The following is a 23,785-nucleotide window of genomic DNA, read 5'->3' on the forward strand; positions in this document are numbered from 1 at the left end:
CCAGACCGGCACACCAACGAGGAGATCGGTTCGTGACGATCCGCGTAGGCATCAACGGCTTTGGCCGCATCGGTCGCAACTATTTCCGCGCGCTCCTGGAGCAGGGCGCGGACATCGAGATCGTCGGTGTCAACGACCTGACCGACAATGCCACCCTGGTGCACCTGCTCAAGTACGACTCGATCCTGGGACGGCTGAAGCACGAGGTCAGCCACACCGAGGACACCATCACGGTCGGCAACCAGACCTTCAAGACCATGGCCGAGCGCGACCCGGCCGCCCTTCCGTGGGGAGAGCTGGGGGCCGACATCGTCGTCGAGTCCACCGGCATCTTCACCAAGCGTGACGACGCGGCCAAGCACCTGGCCGCGGGTGCCAAGAAGGTCCTGATCTCCGCGCCCGCCAAGGACGAGGACATCACGATCGTGATGGGCGTCAACCAGGACAAGTACGACGCCGCCAACCACGACGTCATCTCCAACGCCTCCTGCACCACCAACTGTGTGGCGCCGATGGCCAAGGTCCTCGACGAGAGCTTCGGCATCGTCAAGGGCATGATGACGACCGTCCACGCGTACACCAACGACCAGCGGATCCTGGACTTCCCGCACAAGGACCTGCGCCGCGCCCGCGCCGCCGCGGAGAACATCATCCCGACCTCCACGGGCGCCGCCAAGGCCACCGCGCTGGTCCTGCCGCAGCTCAAGGGCAAGCTGGACGGCATCGCGATGCGCGTCCCGGTCCCCACCGGCTCGGTCACCGACCTGGTGCTGGAGCTGGACCGCGAGGTCACCAAGGACGAGATCAACACCGCCTTCCAGAAGGCCGCCGAGGGTCAGCTCAAGGGCGTCCTGGAGTACACCGAGGACCCGATCGTCTCCTCGGACATCGTCAACTGGCCGGCGTCCTGCACCTTCGACTCCTCCCTGACCATGGTCCAGGGCAAGCAGGTCAAGGTCGTCGGCTGGTACGACAACGAGTGGGGCTACTCCAACCGCCTCGTCGACCTGACCGTCTACGTCGGCGGCCGGCTCTGACCCTGCCGCGATGAGCCAGGAACGGGGCCCGCTACGGCACACGTCGTAACGGGCCCCGTGCCGTAGGCCCCGTGCCATGGGGCCCGGTGCCGTGGGCCCCGTGCCATGGGTCCGTGCCATGAACAAGGAGTCACTCTGTGAAGACGATTGACGATCTCCAGGTCGAGGGGAAGCGGGTCTTCGTCCGCGCCGACCTGAACGTCCCGCTCGAGGGCGAGACGATCACCGACGACGGCCGGATCCGCGCCGCCGTGCCGACCATCACCGCGCTCCTGGACGCGGGCGCCAAGGTGGTCGTCGCCTCGCACCTCGGCCGCCCCAAGGGCGAGCCCGACCCGCGGTTCTCGCTCGCCCCGGTCGCGAAGCGGCTCGGCGAACTCCTCGGCAAGCAGGTCGCGTTCGCGGCGGACACCGTGGACGACAGCGCCCGGGCCACCGTCGCGGGGCTCGCCGCGGGCGAGGTCGCGCTGCTGGAGAACCTGCGCTTCAACGCCGGTGAGACGGCCAAGGACGACGCCGAGCGCGGCGCGTTCGCCGACCAGCTCGCCGCCCTCGCCGACCTCTACGTGGGCGACGGCTTCGGCGCGGTGCACCGCAAGCACGCCTCCGTGTACGACCTCCCGGCGCGGCTGCCGCACGCCGCGGGCGGTCTGATCGCCACCGAGGTCTCCGTCCTCAAGAAGCTCACCGAGGAGGTCCGGCGGCCGTACGCGGTGGTCCTCGGCGGCGCCAAGGTCTCCGACAAGCTCGGGGTCATCGAGCACCTGCTGGAGAAGGCCGACCGCATCCTGATCGGCGGCGGCATGGCGTACACCTTCCTCAAGGCCCAGGGCCACGAGGTCGGCAAGTCGCTGCTCCAGGAGGACCAGGTTCCGGTCGTCCAGGGCTATCTGCGGCGGGCGGAGGAGCTGGGCGTGGAGTTCGTCCTGCCGGTCGACGTCCTCGCCGCGGACGGGTTCCCGGACCTCAAGACCAAGGCCCCGGCGCATCCGCAGGTCGTCTCCGCGGAGGCCATCCCGGCCGACCTGGAGGGTCTGGACATCGGTCCGGACACCCGCAAGCTGTACGCCTCGAAGCTCGCCGACACGGCCACCGTCTTCTGGAACGGGCCGATGGGCGTCTTCGAGCACCCCGATTACGCCGACGGCACCAAGGCCGTGGCCCAGGCGCTCCTCGACAGCCCCGCCTTCACGGTGGTGGGCGGCGGCGACTCCGCCGCGGCCGTCCGCATCCTGGGCTTCGACGAAGATGCTTTCGGCCATATCTCGACCGGCGGTGGAGCGAGCCTCGAATACCTCGAGGGCAAGACGCTCCCCGGCCTCGCCGCACTGGAGGACTGAACACCGTGAGTGACCGCACCCCGCTGATGGCGGGCAACTGGAAGATGAACCTCAACCACCTCGAGGCCATCGCCCACGTCCAGAAGCTCGCCTTCGCGCTCGCCGACAAGGACTACGAGGCCGTCGAGGTCGCGGTTCTGCCGCCCTTCACCGATCTGCGGTCGGTGCAGACCCTGGTCGACGGCGACAAGCTGAAGATCAAGTACGGCGCCCAGGACGTCTCCGCGCAGGACTCCGGCGCGTACACCGGCGAGATCTCCGGTCCGATGCTCTCCAAGCTGAAGTGCACCTATGTGGCCATCGGCCACTCGGAGCGCCGTCAGTACCACGCCGAGACCGACGAGATCTGCAACGGCAAGGTGAAGGCGGCCTTCCGGAACGACCTCACCCCCATCCTGTGCGTGGGCGAGGGCCTGGACGTCCGCAAGGCGGGCAACCAGGTGGCGCACACCCTCGCGCAGCTGGACGGCGCCCTCAAGGACGTCCCGGCCGAGCAGGCCGAGACGATCGTGATCGCGTACGAGCCGGTCTGGGCGATCGGCACCGGCGAGGTCGCCACCCCCGAGGACGCCCAGGAGGTCTGCGGGGCCATCCGCGGCCGGCTGGCCGAGCTGTACAGCCAGGAGCTGGCCGACAAGGTCCGGATCCAGTACGGCGGCTCGGTGAAGTCCGGGAACGTGGCCGCGATCATGGCGCAGCCGGATGTGGACGGCGCCCTGATCGGCGGCGCGGCGCTGGACGCGGACGAATTCGTCAAGATCGTTCGATTCCGCGACCAGTGAGTAGGTCCTGAGCCGGGGCTCGTCGTACTCTGTCGGGGGTCGTGGTGGCGCGAAATGTGCCGCCCGGCCCCCGTCTCCCGTAAGAAACCGTCCGTAACGAGCCCGAGAGAGTTGGTCCAGCTGTGATCATGGGGTTTTCGATCGCCCTCATCGTCTTGAGCCTTTTGATGATGATGCTGGTGCTCATGCACAAGGGGAAGGGCGGGGGTCTGTCCGACATGTTCGGTGGCGGAATGCAGTCCTCCGTCGGTGGCTCTTCGGTCGCTGAGCGCAACCTGGACCGCATTACCATCGTGGTCGGGTTGCTGTGGTTCGTCGTCATCGTCGTGCTCGGCCTGTTGATGAAGCTCGACTGACGTTCGACCAAAGCGCGATCGAGGCCCGAATCCGGCCCGATAACTGACGTACCGTCGTCAGTGCGGCTGATTCGCGGCCTATCATGGGGTGGCGTCCTCAAGGGCGGGTGTAACTCCTCTCGATGGACGCGCGTTGGGCCTTACGTAGTCTGGGGCGCCGGGCAGCGGGGCCGCCATTCGATGCTTCGCGGCACCATCACGCAGGGAGTTACGACCGTGGCAAGTGGCAACGCGATCCGTGGAAGTCGGGTCGGAGCGGGGCCGATGGGAGAAGCCGAGCGAGGCGAATCGGCGCCGCGTCTGCGCATCTCCTTCTGGTGCTCGAACGGGCATGAGACCGTGCCGAGCTTTGCCAGCGACGCGCAGATCCCGGACACGTGGGACTGCCCCCGCTGTGGCTTCCCGGCCGGCAAGGACCGGGAGAACCCGCCGGACCCGCCCCGCACCGAGCCGTACAAGACCCACCTCGCCTATGTGCGCGAGCGGCGCAGCGACGCCGATGGCGAGGCGATCCTCGCCGAGGCGCTCGCCAAGCTCCGCGGCGAGATCTGAGCCGAGGCCCGGACACCCAGCGACAGCGCGCGAACGACGGCCCGGCCGGCACCCCTTGACGGGGGTGCGCGGCCGGGCCGTTGTCGTTAAGTCCGTGCTGGTGGGGCCGCTGCCAAGGGCCGTTGTCAGTGGCGCGGTCTACGGTCGTCGCATGCTGATGCGAAGGGGTGGGGAGCGGGCGGCGGTGCCCGCCTGGCGCGGGGGATTCGGGCGGCTGTGGACCGCCGCGGTGATCTCCCGCTTCGGGGACGCGTTACGCGGCGCGGCGCTGCCGCTGCTGGCCGTGTCGCTGACCGATTCGCCGGTGCTGGTGTCGCTCGTGACGGCCTGCGGCTTCCTGCCCTGGCTGCTGTTCGGTCTGCTCGGCGGGGCGATCGCCGACCGGGTGGACCAGCGGCGGGCGATGTGGGTGGTGGACGGGATACGGGCCCTGCTGATGGGCGGGTTCGCGGTCGCCGTCTGGCTGGGCCACGCCACGATCGGGCTGCTGCTCGCGCTCGCCTTCGCCCTCACCACCTTGCAGACCCTCTTCGACAACGCCGCGACGGCCCTGCTGCCGTCCGTCGTCGAGCGGGAGGCGCTGAGCCGGGCCAACGCCCGGCTGATGACCGGGCAGGAGGTCATGGGCCGGTTCGTGGGCGCCCCGCTGGTGCCCGTGCTGCTGGGGCTGGGCATCGCCATGCCGTACGCGGCGGACGCGGCCACCTACTTCGTCGCCGCGCTGCTCGTCGCCTCGCTCGGGGCGACCGCCCCGGACCGCGCCCCGCGCCCGTCCGGCGGCTCCCTGCGCCGGGACATCGCCGAGGGCATCGGCGTGCTGTGGCGGGACCGGGTGCTGCGGGGGCTGTGCGTCTCCACCACCCTGTGCAACATCGGTATCGGCGCGCTCATCGCCGCCCTGGTGCTGCACGTCACCGGCTGGCTGGACGCCGGGAACACCGGGTACGCGGTGGTCATCACGGCGTACGGGATCGGCAGTGTGACCGGGGGACTGGTCGCCGCGCGGGTCGGCGAGCGGCTGGGGGAGTACCGCGCGCTGGTGCTGTGCGGAGCCGTGCAGACCGCTGCCCTGGTCGCGCTCGCCACGATACGCAGCCTGGCGGCCGCCGTCGCCGCCATGGGCGTGTTCGCCTTCGCGGGGATCATATGGAACGTCACCGAGGTGACGATGACCCAGCGGCGCAGCCCCGCCGACCTGCTCGGCCGGGTCAGCTCCGCCTTCCGCACGCTGTCGATCGCGGGCTCCCCGGTCGGCGCGCTGCTCGGCGGGGTGATGGCCGCCGCCTGGGGGCTGAACACGCCCGCGCTGGGGTGCGCCGTGCTCGTCGCGGGCGGGGTGCTGGCCCTCGTTCCAGGAATGCGGCCCGTCATCAATTAGGTTGGTGGGCAACGGGGGCCAGGCACCGATGAGAAGTGGGCTGATGTCCGAGATGAACGCAGAAGGCCGCACCAGGCTCGATCAGCTGCCGGAGTGGAACGCGCTGGCCGAGCACCGCAAGGCGCTGGGCGACGCGCATCTGCGCGAGCTGTTCGCAGGCGACCCGGACCGCGCGAGCAGGCTTTCGCTCCAGGTCGGCGATCTCCATGTCGACTACTCCAAGCACCTGGTGACGGACGAGACGCTGCGGTTGCTGCGGGAGCTGGCGCGGGCGACCGGAGTGGCCGGGCTGCGGGACGCGATGTTCCGCGGCGAGAAGATCAACACCACCGAGGACCGCGCCGTGCTCCACACCGCGCTGCGCGCGCCCCGCTCGGCGGTCATCAGGGTGGACGGCGAGGACGTCGTCCCCGAGGTGCACGCGGTCCTCACCAAGATGAGCGTATTCGCCGACCGCATCCGGTCCCGCGACTGGCACGGCCACACCGGCAAGCCCATCAAGAACATCGTCAACATCGGCATCGGCGGCTCCGACCTGGGCCCGGCGATGGCGTACGAGGCGCTGCGCGCCTACACCGACCGCGAGCTGGTGTTCCGCTTCGTCTCCAATGTGGACGGTGCCGATCTCCATGAGGCGGTGCGCGACCTGGACCCGGCGGAGACGCTGTTCATCGTCGCCTCCAAGACCTTCACCACCATCGAGACCATCACCAACGCCGTCTCCGCCCGTGAATGGCTGCTGAGCGGGCTCGGGGCCGGTGACGAGGCCGTCGCGAAGCACTTCGTGGCGGTGTCGACCAACGCGGAGAAGGTCGCCGAGTTCGGCATCAACACGGACAACATGTTCGAGTTCTGGGACTGGGTCGGCGGGCGGTATTCCTACGACTCGGCGATCGGCCTCGCCCTGATGGTCGCCATCGGACCGGACTGCTTCCGCGAGATGCTGGCCGGGTTCCACCTGGTGGACGAGCACTTCACCACCGCCCCGCCCGAGCAGAACGTACCGCTGCTGCTCGGCCTGCTGGGCGTCTGGTACGGCGACTTCCACGACGCCCAGGCGCACGCCGTCCTGCCCTACAGCCACTACCTGTCCAAGTTCACCGCCTACCTCCAGCAGCTGGACATGGAGTCCAACGGCAAGTCGGTGGACCGGGAGGGCGATCCGGTCGACTGGCAGACCGGCCCGGTGGTCTGGGGCACCCCCGGCACCAACGGCCAGCACGCCTACTACCAGCTTCTCCACCAGGGCACCAAGCTGATCCCGGCCGATCTGATCGGCTTCGCCAAGCCGGTGGACGACCTGCGGCCCGGGCTGGTCGCCCAGCACGATCTGCTGATGGCCAACCTCTTCGCCCAGGGGCAGGCGCTGGCCTTCGGCAAGACGCCGGAAGAGGTCGCCGCCGAGGGCGTGCCCGCGGATCTGGTGCCGCACAAGACCTTCCAGGGCAACCGCCCCACGACCACCATCCTGGCCGCCGAGCTGAGCCCGTCCGTGCTCGGCCAGCTGGTCGCGCTCTACGAGCACAAGGTGTTCGTCCAGGGCGCCATCTGGAACATCGACTCCTTCGACCAGTGGGGCGTCGAGCTGGGCAAGGTGCTCGCCAAGCGGGTCGAGCCCGCGCTGACCGAGGGCGCCGAGGTGCCGGGGCTCGACGCCTCGACTGCGCGTCTCGTCGCCACGTACCGCTCGCTGCGCGGCCGCTGAGCCACGCACCCCCGAAACACAGCGATCCCCCGTGCGCACACCGGCGCACGGGGGATCGGCCGTATCGGGGGCTTACGGCGAGGCCGGGGGGTACAGCTCGCGCGGCAGACCGCTCGCCGCGGCCCGGTCCAGCAGCCACAGGGTGCGGCTGCGGCCGTACGCGCCCGCCGCCGGGGCCTGGATCTCCCCGGCGCCCGACAGCGCGATGGTCACCGCCTTCGCCTTGTCCTCACCGGCGGCCAGCAGCCACACCTCCCGCGCCGCGCGGATCGCGGGCAGGGTCAGCGAGACCCGGGTGGGGGGCGACTTGGGCGCGCCGCGCACCCCGACCACCGTCCGCTCGGTCTCCCGGACGGCGGGCAGTTCGGGGAAGAGCGAGGCCACGTGGGTGTCCGGGCCTACGCCCAGCAGGGCTACGTCGAAGGTCGGCGCCGCGCCGTGGTTCTCCGGCCGCGCCGCGCGGCCCAGCTCGATTCCGTACGCCTCCGCGGCGGCCTCCACATCGCCGCCGTGCGGACCGTCGGACGCGGGCATCGGGTGCACCCGCGCCGGGTCCAGATCCACCGCGTCCAGCAGCGCCTCCCGGGCCTGGGTGACGTTGCGGTCGGGGTGGCCGTCCGGCAGGAAGCGCTCGTCGCCCCACCACAGGTCCAGCCGCGACCAGTCCACGGCGTCGCGCGCGGGGGACGTGGCGAGGGCCGCCAGCAGGCCGTTGCCGTTGCGGCCGCCGGTCAGGACGACGGAGGCGGAGCCCCGGGCGGCCTGGGCGTCGACGATCTTCGTGATCAGCCGGGCCGCGGCCGCCTGGGCCATCAGCTCCTTGTCGCGGTGGACGACGACCTGCGGGGCGGTCACTTGTCGCCCTTCCCGCCGTTTCCCGCTGCCTTCCCGTCCGGCTTTCCCTCCGTCTTGCCGCCCGGCTTCAGGTCCGAGGGCTTCGGAGCCGGAGGGGCCTGGGGCGGGGCGGGGGTGTTCGTCGGGGACGGAGCCGTGCCCGGGTCCCGCGTCGGCAGCGGCGGCCGCGGCGGGGCCGGGGGCGCGGGCGGCGCCTCGGCGGTCGCGGTGGCCGTGCCGCCGCCACCCGACGCGGCGGGCGCCGCGTCGTGCCCGGCCGCACCGCCGCCGTTCAGCTTGTTCACGCCGTACTTCACCGAGATCGCGTACATCTCGTCCGGGTCGAGCCGGCGCAGCTCCTCGGCGATCAGCTCCGACACCTCCCGCCGCTGCAGCGCGACATGCCGGTCCGGCTGGCCCGGCATGGCCAGCTCGGCGAGGGCTCCGTCGGCCCGGTCCAGGCAGATGACGCCGTCGGCCGTCTCCAGCCGCACCGCGGTCAGCCCCGGGCCGTCGGTGATCTGCCGGTCGACCGGGACCCGCAGCCGCTCGGCGAGCCACAGCGCGAGCAGCTCGCTGCTCGGGTTGTACGCCTCGCCCTCCACGACCGCGGAGGTGATCTTCGAGTGCTTCTGGTCCAGCGCGGCCGCCAGCACACTGCGCCACGGGGTGATCCGGGTCCACGCCAGGTCGGTGTCGCCCGGGGTGTACGTCTCGGCCCGCAGGCTCAGCGTGCCGACCGGGTCCTCGGTGGCCTGGGCGTCGGTGATGCGGCGCTGGGCCAGCTGCCCCAGCAGGTCCTTGGCGGGGTGCTCCGGCGGGTCCTCGGGCCACCACACCACGACCGGGGCGTCCGGCAGCAGCAGTGGCAGGACCACCGAGTAGGCGTGGTTGGCGAGTTCGCCGTGGAGCCGCAGCAGGACCGTCTCACCGGTGCCGGTCTCGCCACCGACCCGGACCTCGGCGTCCATCCGGGCCATCTTGCGGTCGCGCGGCGAGCGGCCCGGCCGCTTGATGACGACCAGGATGCGCGAGGGGTGCTCCTTGGACGCCTCGCTCGCGGCCCGCAGCGCGTCGTAGTGGTTGCCCTCGTCGGTGACGATGACGAGGGTGAGCACCATGCCCACGGCCGGGGTGCCGGTGGCCCGGCGCGCCTGGACCAGAGCGGAGTTGATCCGGCTGGACGTGGTGTCCGTGAGATCGATGTTCATGGCCGCCGCCAGCTCCGTCCGTCTCGTGCGAGCATCTCGTCCGCGGCCTTCGGCCCCCAGGTTCCGGCCGTGTACTGCTCGGGCTTCCCGTGCTTGTCCCAGTACTCCTCGATCGGATCGAGGATCCGCCAGGACTCCTCCACCTCCTGGTGGCGCGGGAAGAGGTTCGCGTCGCCCAGCAGGACGTCGAGCAGCAGCCGCTCGTACGCCTCGGGGCTGGACTCGGTGAAGGACTCGCCGTACTGGAAGTCCATCGTCACATCGCGGATCTCCATGGAGGTGCCGGGCACCTTGGAGCCGAACCGGATGGTGACGCCCTCGTCCGGCTGCACCCGGATCACCAGGGCGTTCTGCCCCAGCTCCTGGGTGTCGGTGGCGTCGAACGGAGAGTGCGGGGCGCGCTGGAAGACGACGGCGATCTCGGTGACCCGGCGCCCCAGCCGCTTGCCGGTGCGCAGGTAGAAGGGGACGCCCGCCCAGCGGCGGTTGTCGATCTCCAGCTTGACCGCGGCGTAGGTGTCGGTCTTCGACTGCGAGTCGATGCCGTCCTCTTCGAGGTAGCCGCGCACCTCCTGGCCGCCCTGCCAGCCGTGCGCGTACTGGCCGCGCACGGTGTGCTTGCTCAGTTCACGCGGCAGCTTGACGGCGGTGAGGACCTTCAGCTTCTCGGTGACCAGCGCCTTGGCGTCGAAGGAGGCGGGCTCCTCCATGGCGGTCAGGGCGAGCAGCTGGAGCAGGTGGTTCTGGATGACGTCCCGGGCGGCGCCGATGCCGTCGTAGTAGCCCGCGCGGCCGCCGATGCCGATGTCCTCGGCCATGGTGATCTGTACGTGGTCGACGTACGAACGGTTCCACAGCGGCTCGAACATGGTGTTGGCGAAGCGCAGCGCCAGGATGTTCTGGACCGTCTCCTTGCCCAGGTAGTGGTCGATCCGGAAGACGTCGCTGGGCTTGAAGACCTCGTGGACGACCTGGTTCAGTTCCTGGGCGCTCTTCAGGTCGTGGCCGAAGGGCTTCTCGATGACGGCACGCCGCCAGGAGTGGTTCTGCCCGTCGGACAGCCCGTGCTTCTTGAGCTGCTGCACCACGTTCGGGAAGAACTTGGGCGGCACGGAGAGGTAGAAGGCGAAGTTGCCGCCGGTACCGCGGGCCTTGTCCAGCTCTTCTATGGTCGCCCGCAGCTTCTCGAACGCGTCGTCGTCGGAGAACTCCCCGGGGACGAAGCGGAATCCCTCGGCGAGCTGCTGCCAGACCTCTTCGCGGAACTCGGTCCGCGCGTGTTCCTTCACCGCGTCGTGGACGACCTGGGCGAAGTCCTCGTGCTCCCAGTCGCGCCGGGCGAAGCCGACGAGCGAGAAGCCCGGCGGCAGCAGGCCGCGGTTGGCCAGGTCGTAGACGGCGGGCATCAGCTTCTTACGGGACAGGTCTCCCGTGACACCGAAGATGACCAGGCCGGACGGCCCCGCGATGCGCGGGAGCCGCCGGTCCTTCGGGTCACGCAGCGGATTGCTGCTGGTGGTCAACGTGTTCACGCCTCCGACGGTGCGAGGCGGTTCAGCTCCGCCTCAGTGGACTTCAGCAGGTCGTTCCAGGACGCCTCGAACTTCTCGACGCCCTCGTCCTCCAGAAGCTTGACGACCTCGTCGTACGAGACGCCGATGGAGGCCAGCGCCTCGATGTCCGCCTTGGCCTGCTCGTAGCCACCGGCCACGGTGTTGCCCTTGATCTCGCCGTGGTCGGCGACCGCGTCGAGGGTGGCCTCCGGCATGGTGTTGACGGTGGCCGGGGCGACCAGCTCGTCGACGTACATGGTGTCCTTGTAGGCCGGGTCCTTGACGCCGGTCGAGGCCCACAGCGGGCGCTGCTTGTTGGCGTTTGCCCGGTCCAGGACGTCCCAGCGCTCGGAGCCGAAGACGTCCTCGTACGCCTGGAAGGCGAGCCGGGCGTTGGCCAGGGCGGCCTTGCCGCGCAGGGCCTTGGCCTCGTCGGTGCCGGACTTGTCGATGCGCTTGTCGATCTCGGTGTCCACGCGGGACACGAAGAAGGACGCCACCGAGTGGATCTTGGAGAGGTCGAGACCGGCCGCCTTGGCCTTCTCCAGGCCGGCCAGGTAGGCGTCCATGACCGCGCGGTAGCGCTCCAGGGAGAAGATCAGCGTGACGTTGACGCTGATGCCCAGGCCGATCACCTCGGTGATCGCCGGAAGACCCGCCTCGGTGGCCGGGATCTTGATGAAGGTGTTCGGGCGGTCCACCAGCCAGGCGAGCTGCTTGGCCTCGGCGATGGTGGCGGCCGTGTTGTGGGCCAGCCGCGGGTCGACCTCGATGGAGACCCGGCCGTCCTGGCCGCCGGTCGCGTCGTACACCGGGCGCAGGATGTCGGCGGCGTCGCGGACGTCCGCCGTGGTGATCATCCGGACGGCTTCCTCGACGGTGACCTTGCGGGCCGCGAGGTCGGCGAGCTGCTGCTCGTAACCGTCACCGCCGGAGATCGCCTTCTGGAAGATCGACGGGTTGGTGGTGACGCCGACGACGTGCTGCTGGTCGATCAGTTCGGCGAGGTTGCCGGAGGTGATCCGCTTCCGCGAGAGGTCGTCGAGCCAGATCGCGACGCCTTCGTCGGCCAGCCGCTTGAGTGCGTCTGTCATGGGGTGTGTCTCCTGTTGCTCGTCGCTGTTCAAGTCGGATGCGGGCATCACTGCCCGGCGGCGTCCAGGGACTCGCGGGCGGCCGTGACCACGGCGTCGGCCGTCAGGCCGAACTCCCGGTAGAGCACCTTGTAGTCGGCGGAGGCGCCGAAGTGCTCCAGCGAGACGATGCGGCCCGCCTCACCGACGTAGCGGTGCCAGGTCAGGCCGATACCGGCCTCGACGGCCACGCGAGCCTTCACGGACGGCGGCAGCACGCTGTCGCGGTACCCCTTGTCCTGCTCTTCGAACCACTCGATCGAGGGCATCGACACCACGCGGGTCGGCACTCCGGCGGCCTGCAGCTGCTCACGCGCCTCGACGGCGAGCTGGACCTCGGAGCCGGTGCCGATCAGGATCACCTGCGGCTGGCCGCCCTCGGCCTCGAACAGGACGTAACCGCCCTTGGCGGCGTCCTCGTCGGCCTCGTACGTCGGCACGTTCTGCCGGGTGAGGGCGAGGCCGTGCGGGGCCGGGTTGTCGCCGTGGCGGCGGGTGATCTCGCGCCAGGCGATGACGGTCTCGTTGGCGTCGGCCGGGCGCACGATGTTCAGGCCCGGGATGGCGCGCAGCGCGGACAGGTGCTCGACCGGCTGGTGGGTGGGCCCGTCCTCGCCGAGGCCGATGGAGTCGTGCGTCCACACGTAGGTGACCGGCAGCTTCATCAGCGCGGCCAGCCGGACGGCCGGGCGCATGTAGTCGGAGAAGACGAGGAACGTGCCGCCGTAGACACGGGTGTTGCCGTGCAGCGCGATGCCGTTCATGGTCGAGCCCATGGCGTGCTCGCGGATGCCGAAGTGGATCGTCCGCCCGTACGGGTCGGCCTCCGGCAGCGGGTTGTCCTTGGGGAGGAAGGACGAGGACGCGTCGATGGTGGTGTTGTTGGAACCGGCGAGGTCGGCCGAGCCGCCCCACAGCTCCGGGATCACTCCGCCGAGCGCCTTGAGCACCTGGCCGGACGCCTTGCGGGTGGCGACGTCCTTGCCCGCCTCGAAGACCGGCAGCGCGCTCTCCCAGCCCTCCGGCAGCTCACCGGCGGTGACGCGGTCGAACTCGGCGGCGCGGGCGGGGTTGTTGTTGCGCCACTCCTGGAGCGTCTTGTCCCAGGCGGCGTGCGCCTCGCGGGCGCGGTCGACCAGGCCGCGGGTGTGGTTGATGACCTCGGTGTCGACCTGGAAGTGCTGCTCGGGGTCGAAGCCCAGGACGCGCTTGGTGGCGGCGACCTCGTCGGCGCCGAGCGCGGAGCCGTGGGAGGCCTCGGTGTTCTGCGCGTTAGGCGCGGGCCAGGCGATGATCGTGCGCGCGGCGATGATCGAGGGGCGCTCGGTCTCGTCCTGCGCCGCCTTGAGCGCCGCGTACAGCTGCTCGATGTCGAAGTCGCCGCTGGCCGCCTGCTCGATGCGCTGGACGTGCCAGCCGTACGCCTCGTACCGCTTCAGTACGTCCTCGGACAGCGCGGTGGCGGTGTCGCCCTCGATCGAGATGTGGTTGTCGTCGTACAGGGCGACGATGTTGCCCAGCTTCTGGTGACCGGCCAGCGAGGACGCCTCGGCGGAGATGCCCTCCTCCAGGTCGCCGTCGGAGACGATCGCCCAGATGGTGTGGTCGAACGGGGAGGCACCCTCGGGCGCCTCCGGGTCGAACAGACCGCGCTCGTAGCGGGCGGCCATGGCCATGCCCACCGCGTTGGCGATGCCCTGGCCGAGCGGGCCGGTCGTGGTCTCCACGCCCCTGGTGTGGCCGTACTCCGGGTGGCCCGGGGTGAGGCTGCCCCAGGTGCGGAAGGACTTCAGGTCCTCCAGCTCCAGGCCGAAGCCCGCCAGGTAGAGCTGCACGTAGAGAGTCAGGCTGGTGTGCCCCGGGGACAGGACGAACCGGTCCCGGCCCGCCCAGTCCGCGTCGGAGGGGTCGTGCCGCATGAGCTTCTGGAAGAGAAGGTACGCGGCGGGCGCCAGACTCATGGCCGTGCCAGGGTGGCCGTTACCGACCTTCTGTACGGAGTCCATGGCCAGGACGCGGGCGGTGTCAACGGCCCGCTGGTCCAGATCGGTCCATGCAAGGTCTGTGGTAGTCGGCTTGTTGCTCACCCTGAGTCAGGGCTCCTCTCCACAATGTCGCTGTCCGGTGACCGTGTGCACACCGGCGAGGTCGAGCCTACCCCTGTAAGAACGGTCATCTTTTCGAGTTCCACTCAACGACTAAGGGAACGAATCTCAAGGTCGTGGCATTCCCTCGGAGTTCTCTCCGGGGCGTATGGAATACCGGGTTCCGGCTGCCTCCCGGTGGTTGTGCGGACCGTTCGCGCAGGTCTTCGGGGGGCGCTGGAGGGGCATCAACACGAGGCGACCCCGGCGGCAGGCGGCGTATCCGCTACGTCTAGAGTGGCGTGGTACGCGCAAGTCTTTACCGGGGTTTCATCTCCGGTGCTTGCTGGTTCTTGCTTCCACCAGGGGTGTGCGTGACGGCCGTCGAATCCCGTCCTGCGGGGGTGCTCGAAACGAGCGAATCGAGCCTCGGGCAGCGGCTTCCAGGCCGCCGTCCGCTCGGGGCCCGGGTCAAGGCGTTCGTGACGCTGACCAAGCCGCGCGTCATCGAACTGCTGCTGATGACCACGGTGCCGGTCATGTTCCTGGCCGCCCAGGGCGTCCCGGACCTGTGGCTGGTCCTCGCGACCTGCGTCGGCGGCTATCTGTCCGCCGGTGGCGCCGCCGCGTTCAACATGTATTACGACCGCGACATCGACGCGCTGATGGACCGTACGTCGCAGCGTCCACTGGTCACCGGCATGGTGTCGCCGGTCGAATGCCTGGTCTTCGCCTTCGCGCTCGCCGTCGGGTCCACGGCCTGGTTCTGGTTTCTCGTCAACCCGCTGTCCTCGATGCTGGCACTCGGTGCGCTGGTCTTCTACGTCGTCGTCTACACGATGTGGCTCAAGCGGCGTACCTCGCAGAACATCGTCTGGGGCGGCATCGCGGGCTGCATGCCCGTGCTCATCGGATGGTCGTCGGTCACCAATGAGGTCTCCTGGGCCGCGGTGATCCTCTTTCTGGTCATCTTCTTCTGGACGCCGCCGCACTACTGGCCGCTGTCGATGAAGGTCAAGGAGGACTACGAGCGGGCGAGCGTGCCGATGCTGCCCGTCATCGCGGGCAACAAGGCGGTCGCCCGGCAGATCGTCCTCTACAGCTGGGCCATGGTCGGCGTCTCGCTGCTGCTGTGGCCGCTCGGCTACACGGGCTGGTTCTACCCGGTCGTGGCGACCGTGCTGGGCGCGTTCTGGCTCAAGGAGGCGCACGGACTCCAGGCGCGCGCCCGGGCCGAGATCACCGGCGCGAAGCTCAAGGAGATGCGGCTGTTCCACTGGTCCATCACCTATGTCTCCCTGCTGTTCGTCGCCGTCGCGGTGGACCCTTTCCTGCGGTGATCCCCTTCCGGCCGTAATTACCGGCGGGTAGCATCGGTGGTATGGCAGATACCACGCAGGCGTCCCCGAAGGACGAGAAGCGGGCCCAGCGACTCGCCCACCAGATCACGGCCTTCGCCAAGAGCCACGGCGGCAGCGCCGAGGGCCAGCTCGCCCACATCGGCCGCGGCACCGTCCGGATCGCCCTGGTGGGCGCCAACGGCGAGTGGGGCACCCTCGTCGCCCGTTCCCAGGAGACGGCCCGCCGCGCCGTCGAGATCGCCGGGGTCACGCTCCGGGACGACTTCGACGGCGACCTCGCGGCGAAGGTCCGCACGGGCCGTTACGAATGGACGCGGATGGCCGGTATCCAACTGGGCGGCCCCCGCAACTCCTGAACCGCCTGAGTCCCTCCCGCCGGACCGGCACAATGAGGCGGCGCCCGCATACGGCCGGTCCGCCGGTCCGCTAGTCCGCTCGTCCGCCGGTCCGCTCGTCCGCCGGACCCCCGACCGGCGACACCTCGCGCGGCATCCGGGCGTTAAGCCCTGCGATGCCGGAGGGCGAGGAGGCGGCGGTGACGGACGAGGCGACGCGGTCCCCGGACACCCTGGGGCCCGCTACCGGCGCGGTGCCCCGGGACGGCCCGGGCGTCGAGCTGCCGCCGCTGGTCGATCAGCACAGCCACGGCACGGTCCACGGCGAGCTGGGCCTCGGCTCGTTCGAGACGCATCTGGCCACCGCCGCCGGATCGGGCCCGGCCCCGGCCGGGACCACGTACTTCGACAGCTGGACCGGGCTCGCCGTGCGCCGCTGGTGCCCGCCGCTGCTGGGCATGGAACCGCACTGCACGCCCGTGCGCTATCTCGCCCGCCGCCGCGAGCTGGGCGCCTACCGCGCCGCCCGGCTGCTGCTGCGCGGCGCGGGCATCGGCACCTTCCTGCTGGAGTCGGGCACCCCGAGCGACCTCACCTCGCCCGCCGAGCTGGCGGCGGCCGCTGACGGCCGGGCCCATGAGGTCGTACGGCTCGAACCGCTGGCCGAACAGGTCGCGGACACCTCGGGGACGGTCGACGCCTTCATGGGCAACACCGCCGAGGCGCTCTACGCCGCCGCCCAGCACGCCACCGCCTTCGCGCTGGGCATCACCTTCTGCGACGAGACCCCGCCCGACCCGGGCGAGGTGCGGCGCGCGGCGGCCCGGCGGCTGGCCGCGCGCCCGGTGCGGAACCGGGCGCCCGACCCGGTGTTCGCCCAGCATCTGATGTGGAGCGCCGTGGCGACCGGGCTGCCGGTGCAGCTGCACTGCGCCGATCCACAGCCGCTGATCGGCTTCCTGCGCGCCACCGCCGGGCTGGGCACCGATCTCGTCCTGCTGCCCGACCCGCCGCACCACCGCCGCGCCGCCCAGCTCGCCGCGGTGTTCCCGCACGTCTACGCGGACGCGGGGCCGCGGCCCTCGGAGACGCTGGGCGAGGCGCCGTTCGGCAAGCTGCTGTTCTCCAGCGGGGCCCGAGCGCTGCCCGAGCTGTATGTGACCGCCGCCCGGCAGTTCGGCCGGGCGATGGCCCGGCTGGCGGCCGAGTGGGTCGCCGACGGCGTCTGTACGGGGGCGGAGGCCCGGCGGATCGCCGGGCTGGTGGCGGCCGGGACGGCGCGCCGGGTCTACCGGCTGGACGCGGCGGGCTCGGGCGCCGGGTCCGGGGTCGACGCGCTCTCCGGCTGAACCGTCTCGTGGCCGCCTGAGGGGCCAGGGTCCGCGGCGGCGTCGAGCGCGGGGCGCTCGCGCTGTGCGAAGAACACCCGCAGGACCGCGATCCACACCAGGCAGGACCCGAACATGTGGATGCCGACGACCACCTCGGGCAGACCCGTGAAGTACTGGACGTACCCGATCACGCCCTGCAGCAGCAGCACGGCCAGCAGGTCGAGCACCGCACGGCGCTGGGCCGCCGGGGCCCGCACCGCGCGCAGCACGAACCACAGGGCGACGGTGAGGCCCAGCACGATGTAGACGAAGTCCACGTGCAGCTGGGTGATCTCCTGCCAGTCCAGCGGAATCCGGTGCACCTCGCGGGCGTCTCCGGCGTGCGGACCGGAGCCGGTGACCACGGTGCCGAGCAGGATCAGCGTCAGCGTCGCGCCGACCAGCAGCCAGGTCAGCTGGCGCACCGGCCGGGGCACCAGGTCCCGCGGCGCCCCGTCGCCCTCGCGGGAGCGCTGCCAGACCACCATGGCGACCGTGAGGAGCGCGGTGGCCAGCAGGAAGTGCGAGCTGACGATGTACGGGTTCAGGCCGGTCAGGACGATGACGCCGCCGATGATGGCGTTGCTCATGATCAGCCAGAACTGGGCCCAGCCCAGCCGGGTGATGGAGCGGCGCACCGGCTGACGGGCCCGGGCGGCGATGATCAGCAGCCCGACGAACGCGCACAGCACGTACGTCAGCATGCGGTTGCCGAACTCGATGGCGCCGTGGATGCCCATGTCGGAGGTGGGCGTCAGGCTCCCGGAGGTGCACTTGGGCCAGGTGTCACAGCCCAGCCCGGACTCGGTCAGCCGCACCGCGCCCCCGGTGACGACGATGACCACGGCCATCACCACGGTGGCGAGCGCGGCACGCTCCACGAAGCGCGCGGAGGGCTGCCAGCGCCGGGCGATCAGCTCGAACGGATTCAGCGAATTCGGCACGGAGCCATCGTAGGACGGAGCTTGTGCAGCTTTTCACGAGGGTCCCGGTTACCGGCGGGAGCGGCCCGGGAAGCTCCTCACTCCCAGCGGAAGAACCGCGCCGCAGCGCCGAGCCCCAGCACCGACCACACGGCCAGGATGCCGAGGTCGCGCCAGGGCACCCCGGCCCCGTCCTGGAGGACGTCCCGCAGCCCGCCGGAGAGCGCCGCGATCGGCAGCAGCTCCAGTACGCCCCGTACGGCACCCGGGAACTTGTCCAGCGACACGATCACGCCGCCGCCCACGAGCAGCAGCAGGAAGACCAGGTTGGCGGCGGCGAGCGTCGCCTCGGCCTTCAGGGTGCCCGCCATCAGCAGCCCGAGCCCGGAGAACGCGGCGGTGCCGAGGATCAGCAGCAGCGCCACGGCGAGCGGGTTGCCCTGCGGCGACCAGCCCAGCGCGAAGGCGATCGCGGTCAGCAGCACGATCTGCAGGATCTCGGTGATCAGCACCGCGCACGTCTTGGCGGCCATCAGCGCCCACCGGGGCAGCGGCGAGACGGCGAGCCGCTTGAGCACGCCGTACCGTCGCTCGAAGCCGGTCGCGATGGCCTGTCCGGTGAACGCCGTGGACAGCACGGCGAGCGCCAGCACACCGGGCGCGAGGAAGTCGACGGCGTCCCCGGAACCGCCGGTGGCGCCCGTGGCGCCTGTGTCAACGATGTTCACGCTGCTGAAGAGCACCAGGACGAGGGACGGGATGACGACGGTCAGCAGCAGCTGTTCGCCGTTGCGCAGCAGCATCCGGGTCTCCAGCGCGGCCTGCGCGCGGATCATCCGGAGCAGCGGTGCCGCCCCCGGCTCGGGGAGATAGGTGCCTGTGGCGGTCACGCGCGCAGCTCCTTACCGGTCAGCTCCAGGAAGACGTCCTCCAGGGTGTGCCGCTCGACCGAGATGCGGTCGGGCATCACGCCGTTCTGCGCGCACCAGGAGGTGACGGTGGCCAGCATCTGCGGGTTGACCTTGCCGGTGACCCGGTAGCCGCCGGGGACCAGCTCGGCGGCCGTGCTGTCGACGGGCAGCGCCTTGAGCAGCGAGGCCAGGTCGAGCGCGGGGCGGCCGGTGAAGCGCAGGGTGTTCTCGGCGCCGCCGCGGCACAGCTCCTCGGGGGTGCCCTGGGCGATCACCTTGCCGCCGTCGATGATCGCGACGTGGTCGGCGAGCTGTTCGGCCTCGTCCATGTAGTGCGTGGTCAGGACGACGGTCACGCCGTCCCGGCGTAGATCGCGGACGAGGTCCCAGGTGGCGCGGCGGGCCTGCGGGTCGAGTCCGGCGGTGGGCTCGTCGAGGAAGACCAGTTCGGGGCGGCCGACGACGGCCATGGCGAGCGCGAGCCGCTGCTGCTGTCCGCCGGAGAGCCGCCGGTAGGCCGTACGGCCGCAGGAGCCGAGGCCGAGCCGCTCGATGAGCGCGGCGACGTCCAGGGGATGGGCGTGGAGGGTGGCGGTGTGGCGCAGCATCTCTTCTGCGCGTGCGCCGGAATAAACGCCTCCGGACTGGAGCATGACGCCCACCCGCGGCCGCAGCGCCGCGGCGTCCGCGACCGGGTCGAGGCCGAGCACGCGCACCGTCCCGGCGTCGGGGCGGCGATATCCCTCGCAGGTCTCGACGGTGGTGGTCTTTCCGGCGCCGTTGGGTCCGAGGACGGCGCTCACGGTGCCGCGGCCGACGGACAGGTCGAGCCCGTCGACGGCGGTCTTGGAGCCGTACCGTTTGACCAGGCCGACGATGTCGACCGCGGGCTCTTCTCGCATGTCCGGCAGTGTACGAACGGCGGGCGGGGCCGTGGGCGGCAGGGCCGGAACGCACCCCTCGCGACCAGCTGGCGAGTGCCCTTGCGGCGAGGGCGGGAGCGGCGTTTCCGCAGGTCACACTTAGGTAGACCTAAGTGACGCACCCCACCGGAAGGTCCCTCCGCTCTCGCTTGTACCTTGCGGAAGAATTACGCAACAATGGCGTTGTGAAATACGCGAGCGAGGCTCCCCAGGGACGCGCGGCCGAGGCGGCCGCGCGGTCCGGCGTGCCTGCCGTGCCCGCTCCCGAGGAGCAGCAGCACGGCACCCGGAACCGGGTTGCCCGCTCCATCCTCGACCACGGTCCGTCCACCGCCGCCGAGCTGGCGCTGCGGCTGGAACTGACCCAGGCGGCCGTGCGCCGTCACCTCGACACCCTCGTCGCCGACGGCGTCGTCGAGCCCCGGGAGAAGAGGGTGTACGGGGCGCGGCGGCGCGGCCGCCCGGCCAAGGTGTTCGCCCTGACGGACTGCGGCCGTGACGCCTTCGACCAGGCCTATGACGATCTCGCCGTCGACGCCCTGCGCTGGATCGAGCAGAGCGCGGGCGGCGGCGAGAAGGGCCGGGCCGCCGTCGCGGCGTTCGCCCGCGCCAGGCTCGCCGCCCAGGCCGATGGATACCGCGGCGCCGTCGAGGCCGCCGCCCCCGGGCGGCGTACCGAAGCCCTCGCGGGCGCACTCTCCGCGGACGGGTACGCTGCTACGGCGCGCAGCGCGCCGGTCGGCGAACAGCTCTGCCAGCACCACTGCCCGGTCGCCCACGCAGCCGAGCGATATCCGCAGCTGTGTGAGGCGGAGACCGAGGTCTTCTCCCAGCTGCTCGGGACTCATGTCCAGCGTCTGGCCACCATCGCCCATGGCGACGGGGTGTGCACGACGTTCATCCCGAAGACCGGACAGACCGACACCGCGGTCGAGAAGACCGACCACCGCACCACCAAGACCACCACAGCATCTGCCAGCACGGCCGGGAGGAACCCCGAATGACTCTCCCCACGGAGACCGCTCACCCCGAGCTTGAGGGTCTGGGCAACTACGAGTACGGCTGGGCCGACTCCGACGTCGCCGGCGCCTCCGCCAAGCGCGGCCTCTCCGAGGACGTCGTACGCGACATCTCGGCGAAGAAGTCCGAGCCGGAGTGGATGCTCAAGCTCCGCCTCAAGGGCCTGAAGCTCTTCGGCAAGAAGCCCATGCCCACCTGGGGCTCGGACCTGTCGGGCATCGACTTCGACAACATCAAGTACTTCGTCCGCTCCACCGAGCAGCAGGCCGCCTCCTGGGAGGACCTGCCCGAGGACATCAAGAACACGTACGACAAGCTGGGCATCCCGGAGGCCGAGAAGCAGCGCCTCGTCGCGGGTGTCGCGGCCCAGTACGAGTCCGAGGTCGTCTACCACCAGATCCGTGAGGACCTGGAGGAGCAGGGCGTTCTCTTCCTGGACACCGACACGGCGCTCAAGGAGCACCCGGAGCTGTTCAAGGAGTACTTCGGCACGGTGATCCCGGCGGGCGACAACAAGTTCGCCTCGCTGAACACGGCGGTGTGGTCCGGCGGCTCGTTCATCTACGTGCCCAAGGGCGTCCACGTGGACATCCCGCTCCAGGCGTACTTCCGGATCAACACCGAGAACATGGGCCAGTTCGAGCGGACGCTGATCATCGTCGACGAGGACGCCTACGTCCACTACGTCGAGGGCTGCACCGCGCCGATCTACAAGTCGGACTCGCTGCACTCCGCGGTCGTCGAGATCATCGTGAAGAAGGGCGGCCGCTGCCGCTACACGACCATTCAGAACTGGTCGAACAACGTGTACAACCTGGTCACCAAGCGCGCCGTGGCCTACGAGGGCGCGACCATGGAGTGGGTCGACGGAAACCTCGGCTCCAAGGTGACCATGAAGTACCCGGCCGTCTACCTGATGGGCGAGCACGCCAAGGGTGAGACGCTGTCCATCGCCTTCGCGGGCGAGGGCCAGCACCAGGACGCCGGTGCCAAGATGGTCCACATGGCGCCCCGCACCTCCTCGAACATCGTCTCCAAGTCGGTGGCCCGGGGCGGTGGCCGCACCTCCTACCGCGGTCTGATCGAGATCGGCGAGGGCGCGGAGGGCTCCAAGTCCAACGTGCTGTGCGACGCCCTGCTGGTCGACACCATCTCGCGCTCGGACACCTACCCGTACGTGGACGTCCGCGAGGACGACGTGTCCATGGGGCACGAGGCGACCGTCTCGAAGGTCAGCGATGACCAGCTCTTCTACCTCATGAGCCGCGGCCTGTCCGAGGACGAGGCCATGGCGATGATCGTGCGCGGCTTCGTCGAGCCGATCGCGCGCGAGCTGCCCATGGAGTACGCGCTGGAGCTCAACCGGCTGATCGAGCTGCAGATGGAGGGATCGGTCGGCTGACGCCACCGCCCTTCCCGCCCCGCCATCGGGGCACCCCCGTGTAAGCCCCAGAAGGCAGAAAGCGAGCAGTACGACAGCCATGGCTGAAACCATTCCGGCCGGATCCACCACGGACGGCGTCATCCAGGTGGGGCAGCAGCCCATCGACGCGCGGGTCAGCGCCCCCGCGTCGTACGACGTGGCCGACTTCCCCGTGCCGCACGGGCGCGAGGAGGACTGGCGGTTCACGCCGCTGGAGCGGCTGCGCGGCCTCCACGACGGCACCGCCGTGGCCGACGGCGGCGTCAAGGTCGAGGTGGCCGCCCCCGAGGGCGTCACCGTCGAGACCGTGGGCCGTGACGACGCCCGCCTGGGCAAGGCCGGCAAGCCGGTGGACCGGGTGGCGGCGCAGGCGTACAGCTCCTTCGAGAAGGCCTCGGTCGTCTCGGTGCCCAAGGAGAAGGTGCTGACCGAGCCGGTGCGGATCGCCGTGCACGGTGAGGGCGGCACCGCCTTCGGTCACCAGGTGATCGAGATCGGCGCCTTCGCCGAGGCAGTCGTCGTCATCGACCACACCGGTGACGCCACGCTCGCCGCCAACGTCGAGTACCTCATCGGCGACGGCGCCAAGCTCACCGTCGTCTCCGTCCAGGACTGGGACGACTCGGCCGTCCACGTCGGCCAGCACACCGCGCTGGTCGGCCGGGACGCCACCTTCAAGTCCGTGGTCGTCACCTTCGGCGGCGACCTGGTGCGGCTGCACCCGCGCGTCGTCTACGGCGCCCCGGGCGGTGAGGCCGAGCTGTACGGCGTGTACTTCACCGACAACGGCCAGCACCAGGAGCACCGCCTCTTCATCGACCACGACACCCCGCACTGCCGCAGCAACGTGGCCTACAAGGGCGCGCTGCAGGGCAAGGACGCGCACGCCGTCTGGATCGGCGATGTGCTGATCCGCGCCGCGGCCGAGGGCACGGACACCTACGAGCTGAACCGGAACCTGGTCCTCACCGACGGCGCCCGCGTCGACTCGGTGCCGAACCTGGAGATCGAGACCGGTGAGATCGTCGGCGCCGGTCACGCGAGCGCGACCGGCCGCTTCGAGGACGAGCAGCTGTTCTACCTGATGGCCCGCGGCATCCCGGCCGACGAGGCCCGTCGCCTGGTCGTCCGCGGCTTCTTCGCCGAACTGGTCCAGCAGATCGGGCTGCCCGAGCTGGAGGAGCGCCTGATCGCCAAGATCGAGGCCGAGCTGGAGGCGTCCGTATGACCGGAGCGTTCGTGCGCGCGTGCGCGCTGACCGAACTCGAAGAGGACGCTCCCAAGCGCGTCGAGCTGGAGGGCGTGCCGGTCGCGCTGGTGCGCACCGAGGGCGAGGTGTTCGCGGTCAACGACATCTGCTCGCACGCGAACGTCTCGCTGTCCGAGGGCGAGGTGGAGGACTGCCAGATCGAGTGCTGGCTGCACGGCTCCAGCTTCGACCTGCGCACCGGCAAGCCGTCCGGCCTTCCCGCGACGCGCCCCGTCCCCGTATACCCCGTAAAGATCGAAGGGGACGACGTGCTCGTCTCCGTCACCCAGGAGTCCTGAGGCACC

General features: G+C 70.5%; 22 protein-coding genes. 14 read left to right on the forward strand and 8 right to left on the reverse strand.

Annotated features, from left to right (window positions below):
* The first annotated feature begins 32 nt into the window (after positions 1–32).
* The 7 genes from gap to pgi all read left to right on the forward strand — a co-directional run bounded on the left by gap (position 33) and on the right by pgi (position 7,150).
* A complete protein-coding gene (gap, locus tag ACZ6CL_RS21345) occupies positions 33–1,037 on the forward strand; it encodes a type I glyceraldehyde-3-phosphate dehydrogenase (protein WP_468937709.1) in 1,005 nt (334 codons plus the stop codon).
* Between the two features lie 137 nt (positions 1,038–1,174).
* On the forward strand, positions 1,175–2,377 hold the full coding sequence (locus tag ACZ6CL_RS21350; protein WP_468937710.1) for a phosphoglycerate kinase: 1,203 nt from the start codon (positions 1,175–1,177) through the stop codon (positions 2,375–2,377).
* A gap of 5 nt (positions 2,378–2,382) precedes the next feature.
* Positions 2,383–3,159, forward strand: a complete 777-nt coding sequence (gene tpiA / locus ACZ6CL_RS21355) for a triose-phosphate isomerase (protein WP_468937711.1) — start codon at positions 2,383–2,385, stop codon at positions 3,157–3,159.
* Between the two features lie 128 nt (positions 3,160–3,287).
* Positions 3,288–3,515, forward strand: a complete 228-nt coding sequence (gene secG / locus ACZ6CL_RS21360; RefSeq protein ID WP_385445179.1) for a preprotein translocase subunit SecG — start codon at positions 3,288–3,290, stop codon at positions 3,513–3,515.
* Between the two features lie 216 nt (positions 3,516–3,731).
* Positions 3,732–4,067, forward strand: a complete 336-nt coding sequence (locus ACZ6CL_RS21365; protein ID WP_468937712.1) for an RNA polymerase-binding protein RbpA — start codon at positions 3,732–3,734, stop codon at positions 4,065–4,067.
* Between the two features lie 151 nt (positions 4,068–4,218).
* On the forward strand, positions 4,219–5,445 hold the full coding sequence (locus tag ACZ6CL_RS21370) for an MFS transporter (protein WP_468937713.1): 1,227 nt from the start codon (positions 4,219–4,221) through the stop codon (positions 5,443–5,445).
* A gap of 52 nt (positions 5,446–5,497) precedes the next feature.
* Entirely contained in the window at positions 5,498–7,150 is a 1,653-nt protein-coding gene (gene pgi, locus ACZ6CL_RS21375; RefSeq protein ID WP_468937938.1) for a glucose-6-phosphate isomerase, read from the forward strand.
* 72 nt (positions 7,151–7,222) lie between these two features.
* On the opposite strand, the gene pgl is transcribed toward pgi, so the two are convergent.
* The 5 genes from pgl to tkt are packed head-to-tail and all read right to left on the reverse strand — an operon-like array spanning position 7,223 to position 13,968.
* Positions 7,223–8,005: a 6-phosphogluconolactonase gene (pgl, locus tag ACZ6CL_RS21380; RefSeq protein WP_468937714.1), complete on the reverse strand. Its 783-nt coding sequence runs from the start codon at positions 8,003–8,005 to the stop codon at positions 7,223–7,225.
* Positions 8,002–9,195, reverse strand: coding sequence for a glucose-6-phosphate dehydrogenase assembly protein OpcA (opcA, locus tag ACZ6CL_RS21385; RefSeq protein ID WP_468937715.1), 1,194 nt, complete (start codon positions 9,193–9,195; stop codon positions 8,002–8,004). Before opcA ends, pgl begins: the two co-directional genes overlap by 4 nt.
* Positions 9,192–10,718, reverse strand: a complete 1,527-nt coding sequence (zwf, locus tag ACZ6CL_RS21390; RefSeq protein ID WP_468937940.1) for a glucose-6-phosphate dehydrogenase — start codon at positions 10,716–10,718, stop codon at positions 9,192–9,194. Before zwf ends, opcA begins: the two co-directional genes overlap by 4 nt.
* A gap of 5 nt (positions 10,719–10,723) precedes the next feature.
* Positions 10,724–11,842, reverse strand: a complete 1,119-nt coding sequence (tal, locus tag ACZ6CL_RS21395; protein ID WP_468937716.1) for a transaldolase — start codon at positions 11,840–11,842, stop codon at positions 10,724–10,726.
* Positions 11,843–11,889: 47 nt separating this feature from the next.
* Complete coding sequence (gene tkt / locus ACZ6CL_RS21400; RefSeq protein WP_468937717.1) at positions 11,890–13,968, reverse strand: transketolase; 2,079 nt, start codon at positions 13,966–13,968, stop codon at positions 11,890–11,892.
* Positions 13,969–14,339: 371 nt separating this feature from the next.
* Between tkt and ACZ6CL_RS21405 the strand changes: the two genes are divergently transcribed.
* The 3 genes from ACZ6CL_RS21405 to ACZ6CL_RS21415 all read left to right on the forward strand — a co-directional run bounded on the left by ACZ6CL_RS21405 (position 14,340) and on the right by ACZ6CL_RS21415 (position 17,010).
* Positions 14,340–15,305 (forward strand): heme o synthase, encoded by a 966-nt coding sequence (locus tag ACZ6CL_RS21405; protein ID WP_468937718.1) that lies wholly within the window; start codon positions 14,340–14,342, stop codon positions 15,303–15,305.
* A 41-nt stretch (positions 15,306–15,346) separates the two neighbouring features.
* Positions 15,347–15,682 (forward strand): hypothetical protein, encoded by a 336-nt coding sequence (locus tag ACZ6CL_RS21410; RefSeq protein WP_468937719.1) that lies wholly within the window; start codon positions 15,347–15,349, stop codon positions 15,680–15,682.
* Between the two features lie 155 nt (positions 15,683–15,837).
* Complete coding sequence (locus ACZ6CL_RS21415) at positions 15,838–17,010, forward strand: amidohydrolase (RefSeq protein ID WP_468937720.1); 1,173 nt, start codon at positions 15,838–15,840, stop codon at positions 17,008–17,010.
* Here ACZ6CL_RS21415 and ACZ6CL_RS21420 read toward each other — a convergent pair.
* The 3 genes from ACZ6CL_RS21420 to ACZ6CL_RS21430 form a co-directional block, all read right to left on the reverse strand.
* Positions 16,950–17,975, reverse strand: coding sequence for a COX15/CtaA family protein (locus tag ACZ6CL_RS21420; protein ID WP_468937721.1), 1,026 nt, complete (start codon positions 17,973–17,975; stop codon positions 16,950–16,952). The genes ACZ6CL_RS21415 and ACZ6CL_RS21420 overlap by 61 nt on opposite strands.
* Positions 17,976–18,052: 77 nt before the next feature.
* The gene (locus tag ACZ6CL_RS21425; RefSeq protein WP_468937722.1) at positions 18,053–18,844 is read right to left on the reverse strand and encodes an ABC transporter permease; all 792 of its coding nucleotides are present in this window, start codon (positions 18,842–18,844) and stop codon (positions 18,053–18,055) included.
* The gene (locus ACZ6CL_RS21430) at positions 18,841–19,767 is read right to left on the reverse strand and encodes an ABC transporter ATP-binding protein (protein ID WP_468937723.1); all 927 of its coding nucleotides are present in this window, start codon (positions 19,765–19,767) and stop codon (positions 18,841–18,843) included. Before ACZ6CL_RS21430 ends, ACZ6CL_RS21425 begins: the two co-directional genes overlap by 4 nt.
* Before the next feature lie 206 nt (positions 19,768–19,973).
* Here ACZ6CL_RS21430 and ACZ6CL_RS21435 point away from each other — a divergent pair, with 206 nt between their 5' ends.
* The 4 genes from ACZ6CL_RS21435 to ACZ6CL_RS21450 all read left to right on the forward strand — a co-directional run bounded on the left by ACZ6CL_RS21435 (position 19,974) and on the right by ACZ6CL_RS21450 (position 23,779).
* Positions 19,974–20,792 (forward strand): helix-turn-helix transcriptional regulator, encoded by an 819-nt coding sequence (locus ACZ6CL_RS21435; RefSeq protein ID WP_468937724.1) that lies wholly within the window; start codon positions 19,974–19,976, stop codon positions 20,790–20,792.
* The gene (gene sufB / locus ACZ6CL_RS21440) at positions 20,789–22,210 is read left to right on the forward strand and encodes a Fe-S cluster assembly protein SufB (RefSeq protein WP_468937725.1); all 1,422 of its coding nucleotides are present in this window, start codon (positions 20,789–20,791) and stop codon (positions 22,208–22,210) included. Before ACZ6CL_RS21435 ends, sufB begins: the two co-directional genes overlap by 4 nt.
* 79 nt (positions 22,211–22,289) lie before the next feature.
* Positions 22,290–23,459 carry a Fe-S cluster assembly protein SufD gene (sufD, locus tag ACZ6CL_RS21445; RefSeq protein ID WP_468937726.1) on the forward strand — a complete coding sequence of 390 codons (1,170 nt, stop codon included), beginning with the start codon at positions 22,290–22,292 and terminating at the stop codon, positions 23,457–23,459.
* The gene (locus tag ACZ6CL_RS21450) at positions 23,456–23,779 is read left to right on the forward strand and encodes a bifunctional 3-phenylpropionate/cinnamic acid dioxygenase ferredoxin subunit (protein WP_468937727.1); all 324 of its coding nucleotides are present in this window, start codon (positions 23,456–23,458) and stop codon (positions 23,777–23,779) included. Before sufD ends, ACZ6CL_RS21450 begins: the two co-directional genes overlap by 4 nt.
* Positions 23,780–23,785: the final 6 nt, after the last annotated feature.

Source organism: Streptomyces sp. NPDC041200, assembly GCF_055591805.1.